Raw genomic sequence first — 15,122 nt, forward strand, 5'->3', positions numbered from 1 at the left:
GGTGTATTCCTGATCAAGGCCGCACCAGGACATACCCGGCCTCGGCAAGCGTCATAAGTTGAACCACCCCCGCCTCGACAGGGATGGCGTGCGGGTTCAGCGCCGGCCGCTTCGCGGTCTCGCGGGCGATGGTCTCAACGGTATTCATGCATATGTCGAAGCGGACGCCTTGGGAGACGAGGCTGTCGACGCCCGCGCGGCGGGGGCTCTCTTCCCGTAACAGGTCAATGCCGGGGCCGAAGGTGACGACTTCAATGGCACTCTTGTCTGGCCCGTACGCTTTCAGCACGTTGTTGGCGATGCTGATCAAAAGATCCTGCCGATGCGGGTCGCGCTCTGACAATTGAAGAGCTAGGCGGTGTTCTGCGAAGGCGGATATCTCTGGCGCCGAGTTGCCGCCAACAGTTTCGGTTGCTTGCGCGGCAACGGGCGCAACGGCCGCGCCGAGCAGCAACCTGCGCGAGAGGCTGAACCCGTTCACGCTGCTCCGCCGTAGCCAGGATTGCCCGCTACGCCGTCGACCTCGACCGGCTTGTCGGCGGACAGCGTCGCCTTCCCCGTATGGCCGAGATGGGCCTCCAGCACCTCCCAGACGGGTTTGCCCTCCTGCGGGTTCACCGAGGCCCAGCCAGCGACCTTGTAGGTCTTGGCCGGGTCGAGTGAGCCACCTTCGGTAAGAGTGAGGTTCGATATGCGCTTGCCGCTGGCGGCGCCCGGCTCGCAGCGATAGCTCAGGCCGCCGACGCGGACCATGTCGCCGCCCTGCTGATAGTATGGGTCTGGGTTGAAGAGGTTGTCGCAGACATCCTCCATGATCGAACGGATCTGCTCGCCGGTCATGGACTGGACGTAGACCTCGGAATAGGTGGTCGCGGTCTGCGCCAGAACGTCCGCTGCGGTAATCGAGCCCCCCGCGAGCGTCGAGGGTCCCCATCGAAAGCCCGGCGACAGGGAAATCTGCGCGTCGAGCTGCCCACGCAGGGCGTCGCAGAGCAGATGGTCCATCGAGCCGGTGAAGTTGCCCCGACGGTAGAGCAGACCCTCGGCGGTTGCGAGGGTCCGCCCGAATTCCGCCGAGTGCGGGGCATCGAGGGAGGCAATCAGCGCTTCCATCTCGGCATCGGGCTTCAGGAGGTCGGCGAAGACCGGCAGCAGGCGGTAGCGGATGCCGCGCAACGAACCGGGCGCAAGATCGAGATCGACGACTGCGAGAAACTTGCCGTTGGAGCCGGCATTCGAGACGAGCGTCTTGCCCCGGGCATTCGTCACCGCGACGGGCTCGGGCACCGCATCGTGGGTGTGACCGCCGAGGATCAGGTCGATGCCCGCGACTCGGCTCGCGAGCTTGAGGTCGACATCCATGCCGTTGTGCGAGAGCAGCACCACGGCATCGACTTTCTCCTTCGCCCGCAGGTCGTCCACCAGGGCCTGCAGTTCCGCGTCGCGGATGCCGAAGGTCCAGTCGGGCGTGAAGCGCTTGGGATGGGCGATCGGCACGTAGGGGAAGGCCTGTCCGATGATCGCTACGCGGCGATCGCCGAACGCCTTGATCGTCGCCGGCTTGAACACCCGGCCGGAGGCGGAATCGAAGGCCGGCGACTCGTTGAAGGCCGCCTCCTCGGTCAGGAACACGTTCTGCGCCAGGAACTCGCCCTTGAAACGGTCGAGGTTGGCCCGAAGGCCCTCCTGCCCATAGGTGAACTCCCAGTGTCCGGTCATCGCTTCGATGCCGAGCAGGTTTGCCGCCTCGACCATGTCGGCGCCCTTCCGGGCATTCGCGAGGCCGCTGCCCTGCCAGAGGTCGCCGCCATCCACGAGCACGGCCTGCCCGCCCGGTGCCTCCGACCGCAGGCGGGTGACGAGGCTCTTCAGATGCGCGAAGCCGCCCAGCCGGCCGTAGCGCTTCGCGCCGTCCTCGAAGTCGAGATAGGTGAAGGCGTAGGCCTCACGGCTACCGGGGGCGATGCCGAAGCGCTTCAGGAACGCATCTCCCACGAGGTGAGGAGGGCGGCCCTGCATCGTCGCGATGCCGATGTTGACGCTCGGCTCCCGGAACAGGACCGGCCGCAGCTGGGCATGCGTGTCGGTCATGTGCAGCAGTCGGGCATTGCCGAATGTCTTCAGGTCGTAGAGGCCGGCGCCCGCCTCCTGGGCCAGGGTGCGCCGCCACAGCAAAGGCAGCGCGAGGGTCGCGCCGCCTGCCTGGAGAAGCCGACGCCGGGGCAGCCCCGCATTCGATCCGTCGAAGTCACGCATTATCGGATCACCGCATCCTTCCAAGCCGTCTTCTCCCGCTCGGTCTGCTCGATCGAAGCGCGGGCGAGCGCCTCGGCCTCTTTTGCTTTGGACAGCGCCTCGTCGTGACGGCCTGCCTCGATCGCGGCCTTGGCGGCGGCGAGGGCCGTCAAGGTAGCCGGCCACTGGTTCTTGTTGGCGGCCGCCTTATCGGACAGCGCCTTGGCCGCCGAATAGGCCTCCTTCGTCTCCTGGGCGCTTGCCGCCAGGACGGCCGAGGCGGGCAGAAGGAGGGCGACGAGGGCCGTACGTGCGAAGGCGGAGACCATTCGGAACCTCACGGACGAGCCCCAGGGCCGGAGATCGGCAGCCCGTTGCTCATGAAGGAGAGGAAGTAGTCGACGTCGCGATACAGCTCGTCGTCGGGGGCGAGTGGTGTGCCGCGCACCTGGCTGTTGCAGGACATGTAGCGGCGGGTCGCCGTGCCCATGCCGCCCCATTCCGAGCGGTAGATGGGCAGAGCCGCGGTGATGCCGAGAGCGGGAGCCAGCACCTCGGCTCGGATCCGGTTGCCGGGGTTCTGCACGTGGCAGCTCGCGCAGGAAAAGTTGAGCTGCCCTCGGCGGGTGTAGAAGTATTGCTTGCCCGCCTCGTACGCCGCGAGCGCCCGGGGGTCATTCGGCACATCGATGGCGAACGGCTTTCCGCGCGACGTAGAGGCCATGTAGGCCGTCACGGCAGCCATCTCGTCCTTGACGTAGGAATAGGGCGTCTCGCCGTTCTCGGTGAGGCAGCGATTGACCGCGTATTCGAGCGTCACGACTTCGCCGAGCTTCAGATCGAAGCGCGGAAAGTTTTGACGGACGCCGATGCCGCCATTCTCGAAGCAGTCGGCAAAGGTCTTGCCGTTCTTGAACGGTGTCTCGAACAGCTCTTTCCCCTTTTCGATAGCGAAGTCGTAAGGAGGAAACTCTTCTTTCTCCTCCCACTGCTTCCGCATACCCTCGTCCATCGAATAAGGCCCGTTCACGAAATCCTCGTGTTTCACGTTCGGGAACTTTTCGTAGAAGTAGGCTTGGAAAGTCTTCAGGTCGGCCTTTGGGTCGACCATCTCGGCCGCCCATGCGTCGGCGATGCCAGGAATGGCGATGCTGAGGGCCAAGGCAAGCCCGGCCGCCGGGGCGAGGAGGGCTTTCATCCGAGTTTGGAGACGGAGGAGTCCGTCTTGCCCAAGTTGTCGGTCCACGTAACCTTGAGGTCGTCGCCCTTCTTGCCGCCCGAAAATTTGAACTTCAGGTACGGATCCTTGGAGACTGCCGGTCCCCAGAAAGCCGTGAACACGACCTTGCCGCCATGCTCGAAGGTGACGGTCTCGATGTAGTGCGCGGGGATCAGCTCGCCCTTGGCATCCTTCACGTAGCCGGAATCCATGGGATGTTGGATGAGCGACTGGACGTCGGTCTGCTCGGCGCCGGCGCTGGCGCGCACGCGGATGGTCGATGGCATTTGTTATTCCTCCCGTCGTGGTGTGAGTGTCTTCAGCCGCCGCAACCGCCGACCGTGACCTTCACTTCCTTGGTCGCGCTGTAGAGTTTGCCCCCCGCCTCCACGACGGCGATGACCGGCGTGGTCTTCGCCATTTTCAGGCGGCTTGCCACGCTGGGAGGCGTACCGGGCGCGAACTTGTAGAGGGCGGCCAGCGCGCTAGGGTTCTCGGCGACGAGGATCGCGATGGAGGTGACGTCCGGCAGGTCAGTGCTGACCGAGATGGGGACAACGGCGCCGTTCTCGGCGATCTCGGGGGCGTCGAGCTTCACCTTGTCCGAGGCCACGGCGGCCTGCCCGAACAGCTTCTTGACCGCCTCCGCCTCGCCCTTCTGCTTGAAGGCGTCGGCCGGGTAGGCCGCGTCGGTGTTCGCAGAGGCCCGGATTGGATACGCGAAGGAGGCCGCCGCGAGGACGCTCCCGAGACCTGCCGCCTGCAGGACGAAGCGACGGTCGAACTTTTTGCTGTCACAGGCAGCCATGACGGCCTTCCTTTCAGTGCGAATACAGATACTCGACGACGGACCGGATCTCCCGATCGGTAAGAAGCAGGTTCCGGCCGAACGGCGGCATCACCGTTTCCGGGTTGCGCAGGGTCTCGTCCCGGATGATCGCGACGACGTCCTCGCGGTTCGGGTAGCGCTCCTTCAGTCCCGCGAGCGACGGGCCGATATTGCCGGGCAGATCACCGCCGGGGATCGCATGACACGACAGGCAGTTGCCCCGGCCTCGATCGAAGGCGATGGCCTTACCTTCGGCCGCATCGCCCTGCGCCAGGACGGTGCCCGTCTGAACGAGGACGAGGGCAGCGGTCAGGAGTGCCGTGAAAGGGTGCCGATGCATGGGGCTTCCTCCGGGGGCCATCATTTCGGCTGCATGTCGTCGAGCGGCCCCGTCGTGCGCGGGGTCAGGGTCTTGCCCTCGGCGGTCGAGGTGATGGCGATTTCCTTGGGGTCGCGGCAGTTGGTCATGCACGGCTCGGCACGCGTGTCGGGCCGCGGGTCTTCCCATGTGAAGCTGTCGTGGTTGGGCATCTTGACCTTGGGCAGACTGTCCTTGTCCGCCACGAAGTCGCCGGGCACGAGGTTGTTGAGGTTCAGGATGTAGGCGGTGAGCGCGTAAACCTCATCTGGGCTCAGCGTCCGCGGGTTCGGGAACGGCATCGCCCGATCGATATAGTCGTAGAGGGTCGACGCGAAGGGCCAGTAGCTGCCCACCGTCGGCTCCGGCCGATCCGCCCGCAGGGTGCCTTCGCCGCCCGCGAGCTTGGGCCAACGGTCGACGCCCTCGCCGAAGGTGCCGTGGCAGGCGGCACATTTCTCGGCGAAGACCTCGCTGCCTTGGTCCACGCTGCCACTGCCCGCAGGTAGGCCGACGCCGTCATGCCCGCGCACGTCGATGTTCCAGGCATCGATCTGCGCCTGCGTCGGGCGCGTGCCGTAGCCGTAGAGCGGGGCTTCCCCGGCTGCGGCTGGGCCCGCGAGCGAGACGAACACCGCGAAGGAGAGGAAAGGCTTAAGCAGTCTGGACATCGTAAACACTGCCATCCGGCTTCACCTGCCAGGTCTGGATCGAGTTGTTGTGGTAGACGGAGTTCACGCCTCGGACCTTGCGCAACTCCGCGATGGTCGGTTGCACGTAGCCGGTCTCGTCGATCACTCGGGATTCGAGCAGGGCAGGCTTTCCGTCCCACTGCCAGGGGAGGGAGAACCGGGTGAGGGCCTTCGACAGAACGGGTTCCTGAAGGGCAGCGGCCTGCCAGTTCGCCCCGCCATCGAAGGACACGTCGACACGCTTGACCTTGCCGTTGCCGGTCCAGGCTAGGCCGCGCACTTCGTATAGCCCCGGCTTCGTGAGCGGCTTTTCCGGGCACGGGAAGGTGATGACCGACTTGGCGTCAATCTGCCACGTGAAGCCCCGGGATTTTCCGTCGGGCATCAGGTCGGTGTACTTTGAGGTCTCTTCGCGCGTGAACCACGGCTGGTCGCCAATCTTGATGCGCCGCAGCCACTTGACGCTGACGTTGCCCTCCCAGCCTGGCACCAGGAGACGGAGCGGATAGCCTTGTTCCGGCCGCAACCCCTCGCCGTTCTGGCCGTACGCGATAAGGCAGTCGTCCAGGCACTTCGACAGGGGCAGCGAGCGGTTCATGTGGGCACCGTCCGCACCCTCGAACATCACCCATTTGCCCTCCGGCTTCACACCGACCTCGTCGAGGAGGGTCGACAGCTTCACGCCGGTCCATTCGGCGCAGGAGATCATGCCGTGGGTGAACTGCAGGGAGTTGAGCTGCGCCGCACGCCACTCCATGCCGCCATTGGCCGGACACTCGATGAAGTGGATGCGCGATACCGACGGGTAGCGGACGATGTCGCTCATCGAGAGCAGCAACGGGCGCTCAACGAGCCCGTGGATCATGAGGCGATGTTGCTCCGGGTCCACATCGACTCGGCCGGCGTGGTAGCGCTCGAAGAACAGACCGTTGGGTGTGATGATGCCCTGCAGATCCTGGATCGGGGAGAAGCTGATCGAGGACTCCGTACCCGCCGTGAGCCAAGGCACGTTGCGGCGGATCACGCCCGCTTCCTGTGCAGCGGGCTGGCCGTAAGGTCTATCGACCACGCCCGCTCCGAGGCTTTGCGACCAGGGATATTCCGTAGGCGGTCCCGCCTCCTGTGCGCGAGCCAACCCGGTAAGCGCAGCGCTACCGGCGCCGGCCGCCGTGAGGCGCAGGAAGTTGCGACGCCCAAGCGCTCGTGTCGACGCTCCGCCTGGCGGCGTGCGCGCGTCGGTCCGGTTCGTCACCGGCTTCCTCCCGATTTGATTGGCCTGCGCCTTTCCATTAGGGCTACCCAGGCCCTTTGCATCAGTCAATGCTAAATTAGAAAAATCTGATATAAGCACAGCAGGTCGTCCGCCGGACTGAGCTTGTCATTGTCGATGTGTTTGATCGAATATAACGACTGAAGATCCCCAGCCCGACTTGAAACGGGCCAATTCGGTTCCGCGAGACCATGCAGGCAGCAACGATCGACGAGACGACATTAGAGGCATTCGCGGATCAAGCCGCGGACGCAGTGCGGTTGCTGCGTCTACTCGGAAATGAGCATCGTCTGATGATCGCTTGCTTGCTTATTGTCCGTGGCGAGATGACCGTTGGCGCCCTGGTGGAGGAACTTCGTCTCAGCCAGTCGGCCTTGTCCCAACATCTTGCGCGGATGCGAGAGGACGAAGTGCTCACTTTCCGGCGAGAGGCCCAGACGCTCTACTACAGCATCAGGGATCCAAACGCGGTCGCAGTCATAGGCTTACTGAAGAAACTCTATTGTAAGGATCTGTGATCATGGTTCCGCGCGTTGCGTTGCTATTGATTATCTTGCTAGCAACGCCTTCGCACGCGTCGGACTACGCTCCGATCGGCAAGGCTCTATCGATCGCTCAAGTGCCTGGCAAACCGATCTATTACAGCATCGGGAATACCGGCGTGCCGAACCAAGCCAATGAGGGCAACACCTCAAACGGCGGGTTCGTTGTCACCGACGATGGCGTCGTCGTGTATGACGCTCTCGGCACGCCGAGCCTCGGGTGGGCATTGCTGCAGCAGATCCGGAAAGTCACGGACAAGCCGGTGCGCTACGTCGTGGTGAGCCACTACCATGCCGACCACATCTACGGCCTTCAGGCGTTCAAAGATCATACCGGCGCTGTTGTGGTCGCCCAGGAGCGGGCGGCGGAGTACCGCGAGAACGATGAAACCGCCGACGAGCGTGCCGATGCGCGCCTGCGCCAGCGCCAAGGAGCGCTTTTCCCCTGGGTTGACGAACGCACGCGGATCGTCCCGCCCGACATCACCTTTGCTGAGCGCGCGACCCTGACGCTTGGCGGTAAGCGCTTGGTCTTGCTCTACGCCGGGCCCGCCCATTCGGCGAGCGATATGATGATGATGATCGAGCCTGACGGGGTGCTCTTTGCTGGAGATATCGTACAGAACGGCCGTATTCCGCACATGAACAGCGATGATGTTGATACCGGCCGATGGCTGTCGGCCCTGAAGCAGGTCGAAGAATTGAAGCCGGGGTTCATCATTCCCGGCCATGGCGAGCCTTCCAGCGAGGCGGCCAAAGCCATTGCATTCACTGCAGGATACATCGCGGACGTCAGGCGGGTGATGCAGGCCGCGGTCGATACGTGGACCGACTTCGATGCAGCTTATCGGGCCGCCGACTGGTCCGCTTACGACAAGCTCCCGGCCTTCGCCGCCAATAACCGGGGCAATGCCTACCGGGTCTTCCTCGAACTCGAGGGCGCGAATTTCGGTGACGGCAAGAAGGCCGAGCCATAGGCGGTCAGCCGCGCCACTCCACTAGATAGTAAAGGCCGGCGCGGCCTCCGGCCGCGATCGACGCCAGAGCGATGGCCGACCCTATGGAAAGCGTGGCGATACCGGTCACGCCCTGGCCGATGGTGCAGCCGAGAGCGGTGATGCCGCCGGTGCCCATGAGGAACGCGCCGAAGATGTGACGCCGTAACTCGCTTGCATCATCCGGCGCTTCCCAACGGAAGTGGCGTGCCTGCCGTGCTTCGACGAAGGCGCCCAGCAGTACTCCCATCACCGACGCGATACCGAAGTCCACCTGCATCCCGGAGGCCAGCATCGCGAACAGCATGGTGTCGCCGACCGGCCGCGCAAAACTCAGTGAGACGGGCCGATCGGTTCCGAAAGAATCGAACCCTGCAAATCCCGTCGCCCACCACCCTGCGGTGACGCAGAGGCCGATCGCGACCGCCGCAGCCGTCAACTTCCGGTCCTTCCGGAGCGCTCCGTCCGCGAGGGCGTAGATTGTGAGAAGGCACGCGCAGGCGATCGCGAACATCATCGATGCTGTGCGTCCCACACCGAGCAGATCGGGCAAGAGCTGGAAGCGTCCGTCGGGCATCGGGATGCTGAGGGGATCGATTGCCACGACCCGTACGAGGGCCGTCAGCCCCCGCATCGCCATGACGGCGGAGACAGCCGCAACGAGAAGGGTGACCAGTGCCTTCAGGTCCCCGCCGCCGAGCCGCAGAAGATTGCCGAAGGCGCAATTGCCGACGAGTGCCATGCCGAACCCGAAGGTCAGGCCGCCCAGGACCAGAGGCCCGAGTTCGAGCTGTGGGGAGGCATAGAGGGTCCGGTGGAGTTCGAGCCCCTCCAGGTTGAGGATATGCACGCCGACCATTGCCACGGCGATAGCGAGGGCCCAGGCGCGCAGTCGCCGTGTATCTTTGCCATAGACGGCATCTTCCAACGCGCCGAGCGTGCAAAATCCGCCACGTCTTGCGGCATAGCCAAGCACAGACCCGATCAAGAGTCCGAGGACCGCACGGACGAGATGCGGCTCCATTTCCTCCCCCATCACCCCATTGACCGGGGCCACCGTGACTTCACGGATTTTTGCGTGAACTGAGATCCGGCCGTCTTCCGCAAAGCTTTCCGATCTTGCGACAGCCAGACGCGAGCCAGATTTCAATGAAGGCGGATGGACGCCAGGCCAGCTCGGTCTGCCAGTTCGATCTGTCCGCGTCGCAGCACGACTAGACCGGCCTCGGCCCACTGCGCCAAGATCCGACTGACCACCTCGCGTACGCTGCCGACGTCGGCAGCAAGTAGTTGATGGGTTGTGTGCACTACTCCGTTCCGATCGGCCTCCGCCAACAACCGTCTGGCGAGACGTTGCTCCAATGGAGCAAACGCAACCTCCTCGATCAAAGTGAACATGCTTGCCATGAGTTTCGAATAGTCGTCCAGTACGAATGCTCGGAATTCTGGACTCTCGGTCATGAGTTGCCTGAACGTCTCGGTCGGAATGGCAGCCAACTCAGTGCGTTCTTCAGCGATGCTCTCTGCTGGGAAGCCGCCTCCCGCGAGTAGGCATTGAGTCGTCAGGACACAGGTTCCGCCGGCGCTGACCTTGTAGATCAACACTTCGCGGCCGGCCTCGGACATCCGAAAGACGCGGGTCCTGCCATCAATGCACATGAGATAGTTCACGCAGGCTCCGTCGAGTACGTATGCGACGGCTCCTGCTTCAAGAACTGGGAAATGCACTGTTCCGCGAGCGATCTGCAGATGCGAGGCGGAAAAGTTCTTGATGAGGGGAAAACGCTCGATCCAGCGCTCGATTTGATGGGGTGCGGGCATGCGTGGCGTCCGATTGTCGCCGGTACGATGCGGGATCGCCCGGTCATTTTTGGAAGTTTCTCCCACCCTCCACGGTCTGCGTGACCTAGGTCACCGACTTGGACGGCATCGTCGGCATATCATTTCTATCGATCATCCATAAGCCGGGATCCGGCTCGACGACAGTCGTTCAAGGCATCCCGGCAACCTCGGGAGACACGCCATGCGCATCCACACCCTCTTCCTGCTGACCTCGATCATTGCCGCCACAGGGCCGGCCTTGGCAGCCCAGGACATGCTGCTCGGCGTCGACATGAACTCCGAGAAGATGACCAAGGCCGAGATGACCCGGGCCGACGTCGAAGGTCTCATCTCCAGGGCTGCCGGTAAGCCGATCGATCTTTCGGACAGGAGCCTGTCGGGACTGGACCTGTCCGGCCTCAACTTGAAAGGGGCCAACCTGAGGACGGCCCGGCTCAACGGCAGCAACTTGAAGGGCGCCGACCTTAGCGGTGCCAATTTGCAGCAAGCTTGGCTCCTCAAGGCCAATCTGAGCGGCGCCAAGCTCGTCGGCGCCGATATGTTCGGTATCACCGCACGCAACGCCAACTTCTCTGAGGCCGACCTCAGCAAGGCCAAGCCTATCGGCGATTTTTCGAGCGCCAACCTCAGCGGTGCGACCCTAACCGACCTCAATGGCAACGCCGACCTCAAGAACCAGTCCATGGGGCTGATGGGCACGGTGTTCACAAACGTGAATCTCGAAGGAGCCCGACTTAAGGGAGCCGGCCTCAGCCACGCCAAGCTCGACTACGCAAACCTAAAGGGCTCGGACCTGACCGACGCCGTGCTCACCGCCGCGGATGCCTCGGGAGCCGATCTCACGGGTGCCACGATTGCTGGGGCGAACCTCAAGGGCTTCGACGTCAGCGGCGCGAAGCTGCAGCAACTCAAGGGCCGAGACAGTGCCAAGGACTGGTCGGGCCTCGTCAACGTCGACCAAGCCATTACCGACGGAGGACGCTAAATCTCTTTCCGATTTCCCGAAATCGAGTGCGTTGCTGGGCTTTGGTGACTCAGGTCACAGACTCAGGGCCCAACGCAATCTATGCCTAGGCTCGAGGAGGCCTGCGCACGACGGGCCCGTCCAACAAATTTAGGAGAGAACGCCATGAGAATAGCGCGCCCGACGTCCGTCCTTTTTTCGGGACTCGCCCTCGCCGGTGTCATCTCCATCGGATCTGCCCACGCTGCGGCCGGTGACAGCGAGGCTCAACGCGCGGAGCGTTGGAGCGAGATCAAGCAGCAGATCTTCCCAGGCAAGACGATCCAGCCGGGCGGCGCGGCCGTGAAGATCGACGCACCGAAGCGCGCGGAGGATGCCTCCCTGGTGCCGATCACCCTGACCGTGCCGGATAAGGATAAGATCGCGGAGCTTTCACTCATCATCGACGACAATCCGACGCCCTACGCCGCCCATTTCGTCTTCGGCCCCGCGGCCGACCCAGGCGAGCTGAAGCTGCGGGTGCGCGTCAACAACTATACAGACGTCCATGCCGTCGCGCAGATGAAGGACGGCTCGTTCGTTGAATCGACCGAGTACGTGAAGGCATCCGGCGGCTGCTCGGCCCCCATGGGCATGAGCGACGAGGAGGCCATGCAAGGCATGGGCGACATGCGGATGAAGTTCGGCGAGACGCAGCCCGGCAAGCCCGTGCAGGCAACCCTGATGATCCGCCACCCGAATTTTTCCGGCATGCAGATGAACCAGGTCTCCCGCGACTACACGCCAGCCCGCTACATCCAGAAGATTACGGTCAGTTACGGCGACAAGAGCGTGTTCACGATGGACGGTGATATCTCGATTTCCTCGAACCCAGTCATCAATTTCGCCTACCTGCCTGAGGGCAGCGGCCCGATGAAGGTTACCGCCTCAGACAACCAGGGCGGCCACTGGGAGAAGAGCTTCCCGGTCCGCGCGGCGAGCAACTGAGGCGGGTGATGCTTCGTCTTCCGCTTGTTGCCGCGGCCGCCGTCTTCCTCGTGGCGGGGGCGCCCGCCGATTCCCCCATCGCGGTGCAGGAGCCGGAGGGCTACTGGCAGGGCGCCCTGCACGGCTACACCCCGCCGACCCTGAAGGGTGCGACGGTCATTGACGCCGCCGCACTCGCCAAGCTGATCGCGGAGCGCAAGCCGGTGCTCCTCGACGTGTCTGACCTTGACCACAAGCCGGCTGGACTGCCACCGGGCGGACTCTGGTTTCCGGTCCACCGCAACATCCCTGGTAGTACTTGGCTGCCGGGCTCGGGCGACGGCGACCTCGACGCGGCTGCCCAGGAAACGCTGAAAGCCCGGGTCGCAAACCTGACCGGCGGCGATCTCGATCGCCCCGTGGTGACCTACTGCCATCCGGATTGCTGGGGCAGCTGGAACCTCGGCAAGCGTCTCGTCGCGTTGGGCTACCGGCAGGTTCACTGGTTCCCGCAGGGAATCGACGGCTGGCAGGACGGCCACGACACCGCAGTGTCGCGCCCGGACAAGCAATGGGCTGCACGACAGCCAGCGACTGCCGGCCAGTAACCGCACCTCCCATCCATCCGAAAGGCCGACCCCGATGATCCGTCGCTCCCTCCTCACTCTCGTCACCATGGCGGCACTCGGGATTCCTGTCGCCCAGGCGGCGGACTTCGTGCCGTACACACCAGAGGCCCTCGCGGCCGCGCAGAAGGCCGGCAAGCCCGTCCTGGTCGAAATCAGCGCGCCCTGGTGCCCGATCTGCAAAACCCAGAAGCCGATCCTCTCGAAGCTAGGCACGGACCCCCGGTTCAAGGACCTGCAGGTCTTCGACGTCGACTTCGACAGCCAGAAGGCTGCCCTGAAGACGCTGAACGCCCGCATGCAGAGCACGCTGATCGCATTCAAGGGCGAGAAGGAAGTGGGCCGGTCCATCGGCGAGACACAGCCGGAATGGATTGAGGGGCTGGTGGAAAAGGCACTCTGAGACCCGACCATGCTCACCACCCTCGGCCTGGCCTTCCTCGCCGGCGTCCTCTCCGTGCTCTCGCCCTGCGTGCTGCCGCTCCTGCCTTTGGTGCTCGGTGCGGCGGCATCGGAACACCGCCTCGGGCCGGCGGCACTGGCGGCCGGGCTGGCGCTGTCTTTCGTGGCAATCGGTCTGTTCGTCGCCACGGTAGGCTTCGCCATAGGCCTCGACACCGATATTTTTCGGACCGTTGCCGCGATCCTGCTGGTGCTGATCGGCCTCGTGCTGATGGTGCCGGCGGCGCAGACGCGGCTGGCAGTGGCGGCTGGTCCGATGAGCAATTGGACCGAAAACCATTTCGGCGGGTTCTCGACGGCGGGTCTGCTCGGCCAATTCGGCGTGGGCCTTCTGCTCGGGGCGGTCTGGAGCCCCTGCGTCGGCCCGACGCTCGGTGCTGCGTCGCTCATGGCGTCCCAGGGCAAGAACCTCGGCGCCGTGGCCCTGACCATGTTCCTCTTCGGCTTAGGGGCGGCGCTGCCGCTGCTCCTGCTCGGCACCCTGTCGCGCGAGGTTCTGATGCGTTGGCGCGACCGGATGATGAGCGCCGGCAAGGGCCTGAAAGCGGCGCTCGGCGTGATCCTGGTGGTGAGCGGGGGCGTCATTCTCTCCGGCTACGACAAGGCCCTGGAGACGGCACTAGTGAACGCCTCGCCTGAATGGATCACCAATCTGACGACCCGGTTCTGAGGCCTCGCACAACAATGCCGAAATCAAACGTCGCTTGCCTCGCGGGTCCACTGCTCGCGGTGCTGGGCTCCCTGGCACCCGCCGGGGCGTCAGCTTGGGACATGCAGGGCAAGAAGCAAGTCGAGCTTCGCACGCGCGATGGCGCTACGATTCCCATCGGTACCGTGACCTTCAAACCGGATGGCGAGAAGACCAAGTTCGCGCTTGCTCTCGACCTAAAGGACTTCCGGGACCACTTCCTGTCGATGCGGGAGTTCAAATGTCTGGAGGGACCGGAGTTGCAGTGTCACGTGCCATACCCATACGGGAACCCAAGAACCGTAAGCGGGTCCGATCTTTCCTGGCTCGAACACAGCCTGATCTTTTTCTTCAAGGCGCCGGCCGACTATGGGGCCAAGCTCTCGAACGGCCTATACTACGCAATGAAGCTCACCGACGCGGGCATCATTGGAACGCCGAAGTCGGTCGACCTCAACGATATCGCCGCTCCGCCGAATGAGCCCAACACGCCCCCATTCGGCCCTGACGCGCGAACGGACATCGAGCCTCGGACTCGGTGGATAGAGACTCTGATCATCCATTAATTGCAGGCGAGCTTTCCTCGTTTCCAACGCGATCACTTCCGCTTTCGAGCCCGCGCTTCTTGGCCCTGGACGACCGGAATGGGCGCGGAGCGGTCGAATGAAACGCGTGGAGAGCAGCCTGTCCGCTCACGCTTTGGCAGAACCGAAAATCAGACATTTTCGATTTGCCAATGAGCTCGCAGCCTCTGCCGTCAGGCCGCCTCGACGGGAAGGCCGGCTGCCTTCCATTCTGGAAAGCCGTCCTCCAGCCGATGCACGGTGAAGCCACGCGCCCGCAGAACCGCCACCGCTTCGAACGAGAGGACGCAAAACGGCCCGCGGCAATAGGCGACCACGGGACGGTCCGGCGGCAACTCGCCCAACCTCAGCTCCAACTCGGGCCAGGGAATGCTGAGGGCCCTCGGCAGGTGCCCAAGCCGAAACTCGGCTTCTGGACGGACGTCCAAGACCGTCACCAAGTCGTGCCGCAGGCGTTCGGTGAGTTCAGCCCGTGAGACCGCCTCCAAACCGTCCCGGGCTCGAAAATAGGCGTTCATGACGCGCTCCACCTCGGCCGTATTGCGTTCACCCACGCGGCTGAGCGCCTTCAGAAGCGCGATGACCTCGCCCTCGCCGGCAAGACGATAAAGCACCCGCTTGCCGTCGCGGCGTGTCGCGACCAGTGAGGCTCGACGCAGGATCTGCAGGTGACGCGAGGCATTGGCGAAAGTTAGCGACGCGCACGCTGCTAGCTCCTCGACGCTGCGTTCGCCCTGGCCCAGATGCTCCAGAAGTTCCAGCCGATGTGCATGCCCAAGCGCCTGCGCAATCTCGGCCAAGCTGGCGAATATCTCGTGCTTCGGTCCGATGCTTGACACAAAATCCCTCA

General features: G+C 63.9%; 20 protein-coding genes. 8 read left to right on the forward strand and 12 right to left on the reverse strand.

From position 1 onward, the window contains the following. Positions 1–13 precede the first annotated feature (13 nt). The 9 genes from HCU64_RS22310 to soxC are packed head-to-tail and all read right to left on the reverse strand — an operon-like array spanning position 14 to position 6,585. Positions 14–481 carry a DsrE family protein gene (locus HCU64_RS22310; RefSeq protein ID WP_233386485.1) on the reverse strand — a complete coding sequence of 156 codons (468 nt, stop codon included), beginning with the start codon at positions 479–481 and terminating at the stop codon, positions 14–16. Next, positions 478–2,256, reverse strand: a complete 1,779-nt coding sequence (soxB, locus tag HCU64_RS22315) for a thiosulfohydrolase SoxB (RefSeq protein WP_233386487.1) — start codon at positions 2,254–2,256, stop codon at positions 478–480. The genes HCU64_RS22310 and soxB overlap by 4 nt, the downstream gene beginning before the upstream one ends. Next, a complete protein-coding gene (locus HCU64_RS22320; protein WP_233386489.1) occupies positions 2,256–2,564 on the reverse strand; it encodes a hypothetical protein in 309 nt (102 codons plus the stop codon). The genes soxB and HCU64_RS22320 overlap by 1 nt, the downstream gene beginning before the upstream one ends. Before the next feature lie 8 nt (positions 2,565–2,572). Then, on the reverse strand, positions 2,573–3,433 hold the full coding sequence (soxA, locus tag HCU64_RS22325; RefSeq protein WP_233386491.1) for a sulfur oxidation c-type cytochrome SoxA: 861 nt from the start codon (positions 3,431–3,433) through the stop codon (positions 2,573–2,575). Then, complete coding sequence (gene soxZ / locus HCU64_RS22330) at positions 3,430–3,741, reverse strand: thiosulfate oxidation carrier complex protein SoxZ (protein WP_233386492.1); 312 nt, start codon at positions 3,739–3,741, stop codon at positions 3,430–3,432. The genes soxA and soxZ overlap by 4 nt, the downstream gene beginning before the upstream one ends. A gap of 32 nt (positions 3,742–3,773) precedes the next feature. Further along, positions 3,774–4,262 (reverse strand): thiosulfate oxidation carrier protein SoxY, encoded by a 489-nt coding sequence (gene soxY / locus HCU64_RS22335; protein WP_233386493.1) that lies wholly within the window; start codon positions 4,260–4,262, stop codon positions 3,774–3,776. Positions 4,263–4,275: 13 nt separating this feature from the next. Beyond that, positions 4,276–4,623, reverse strand: coding sequence for a sulfur oxidation c-type cytochrome SoxX (soxX, locus tag HCU64_RS22340; protein WP_233386494.1), 348 nt, complete (start codon positions 4,621–4,623; stop codon positions 4,276–4,278). Positions 4,624–4,643: 20 nt separating this feature from the next. Continuing rightward, positions 4,644–5,312 carry a c-type cytochrome gene (locus HCU64_RS22345; protein ID WP_233386495.1) on the reverse strand — a complete coding sequence of 223 codons (669 nt, stop codon included), beginning with the start codon at positions 5,310–5,312 and terminating at the stop codon, positions 4,644–4,646. Next, entirely contained in the window at positions 5,296–6,585 is a 1,290-nt protein-coding gene (gene soxC, locus HCU64_RS22350) for a sulfite dehydrogenase (protein ID WP_442786000.1), read from the reverse strand. The genes HCU64_RS22345 and soxC overlap by 17 nt, the downstream gene beginning before the upstream one ends. A gap of 209 nt (positions 6,586–6,794) precedes the next feature. On the opposite strand from soxC, the gene HCU64_RS22355 reads away from it, so the two are divergent. Both HCU64_RS22355 and HCU64_RS22360 read left to right on the forward strand, forming a co-directional pair. After that, the gene (locus HCU64_RS22355) at positions 6,795–7,121 is read left to right on the forward strand and encodes an ArsR/SmtB family transcription factor (protein ID WP_233386496.1); all 327 of its coding nucleotides are present in this window, start codon (positions 6,795–6,797) and stop codon (positions 7,119–7,121) included. A 2-nt stretch (positions 7,122–7,123) separates the two neighbouring features. Further along, a complete protein-coding gene (locus HCU64_RS22360) occupies positions 7,124–8,122 on the forward strand; it encodes an MBL fold metallo-hydrolase (protein ID WP_233386498.1) in 999 nt (332 codons plus the stop codon). Positions 8,123–8,126: 4 nt separating this feature from the next. Here the strand turns inward: HCU64_RS22360 and HCU64_RS22365 are convergent, their stop codons facing one another. Together HCU64_RS22365 and HCU64_RS22370 are read right to left on the reverse strand one after the other, a co-directional pair. Continuing rightward, on the reverse strand, positions 8,127–9,164 hold the full coding sequence (locus HCU64_RS22365; protein ID WP_233386586.1) for a YeeE/YedE family protein: 1,038 nt from the start codon (positions 9,162–9,164) through the stop codon (positions 8,127–8,129). Positions 9,165–9,286: 122 nt separating this feature from the next. Then, a complete protein-coding gene (locus tag HCU64_RS22370; protein WP_233386500.1) occupies positions 9,287–9,961 on the reverse strand; it encodes a Crp/Fnr family transcriptional regulator in 675 nt (224 codons plus the stop codon). 202 nt (positions 9,962–10,163) lie between these two features. On the opposite strand from HCU64_RS22370, the gene HCU64_RS22375 reads away from it, so the two are divergent. The 6 genes from HCU64_RS22375 to HCU64_RS22400 all read left to right on the forward strand — a co-directional run bounded on the left by HCU64_RS22375 (position 10,164) and on the right by HCU64_RS22400 (position 14,254). Further along, positions 10,164–10,967: a pentapeptide repeat-containing protein gene (locus HCU64_RS22375; RefSeq protein WP_233386502.1), complete on the forward strand. Its 804-nt coding sequence runs from the start codon at positions 10,164–10,166 to the stop codon at positions 10,965–10,967. Positions 10,968–11,111: 144 nt separating this feature from the next. After that, positions 11,112–11,933, forward strand: coding sequence for a quinoprotein dehydrogenase-associated SoxYZ-like carrier (locus tag HCU64_RS22380; protein ID WP_233386504.1), 822 nt, complete (start codon positions 11,112–11,114; stop codon positions 11,931–11,933). An 8-nt stretch (positions 11,934–11,941) separates the two neighbouring features. After that, positions 11,942–12,520 carry a rhodanese-like domain-containing protein gene (locus HCU64_RS22385; RefSeq protein WP_233386505.1) on the forward strand — a complete coding sequence of 193 codons (579 nt, stop codon included), beginning with the start codon at positions 11,942–11,944 and terminating at the stop codon, positions 12,518–12,520. Positions 12,521–12,554: 34 nt separating this feature from the next. After that, a complete protein-coding gene (locus HCU64_RS22390; RefSeq protein WP_233386507.1) occupies positions 12,555–12,941 on the forward strand; it encodes a thioredoxin family protein in 387 nt (128 codons plus the stop codon). Between the two features lie 9 nt (positions 12,942–12,950). After that, positions 12,951–13,670, forward strand: coding sequence for a cytochrome c biogenesis CcdA family protein (locus HCU64_RS22395; protein WP_233386508.1), 720 nt, complete (start codon positions 12,951–12,953; stop codon positions 13,668–13,670). 14 nt (positions 13,671–13,684) lie between these two features. Then, positions 13,685–14,254, forward strand: a complete 570-nt coding sequence (locus HCU64_RS22400) for a hypothetical protein (RefSeq protein ID WP_233386509.1) — start codon at positions 13,685–13,687, stop codon at positions 14,252–14,254. A gap of 191 nt (positions 14,255–14,445) precedes the next feature. Here the strand turns inward: HCU64_RS22400 and HCU64_RS22405 are convergent, their stop codons facing one another. Further along, complete coding sequence (locus HCU64_RS22405) at positions 14,446–15,111, reverse strand: ArsR/SmtB family transcription factor (protein ID WP_233386510.1); 666 nt, start codon at positions 15,109–15,111, stop codon at positions 14,446–14,448. Positions 15,112–15,122: the final 11 nt, after the last annotated feature.

The sequence above is a fragment of the Methylobacterium sp. C25 genome (genome assembly GCF_021352225.1).
Taxonomy (GTDB): Bacteria; Pseudomonadota; Alphaproteobacteria; order Rhizobiales; family Beijerinckiaceae; genus Methylobacterium.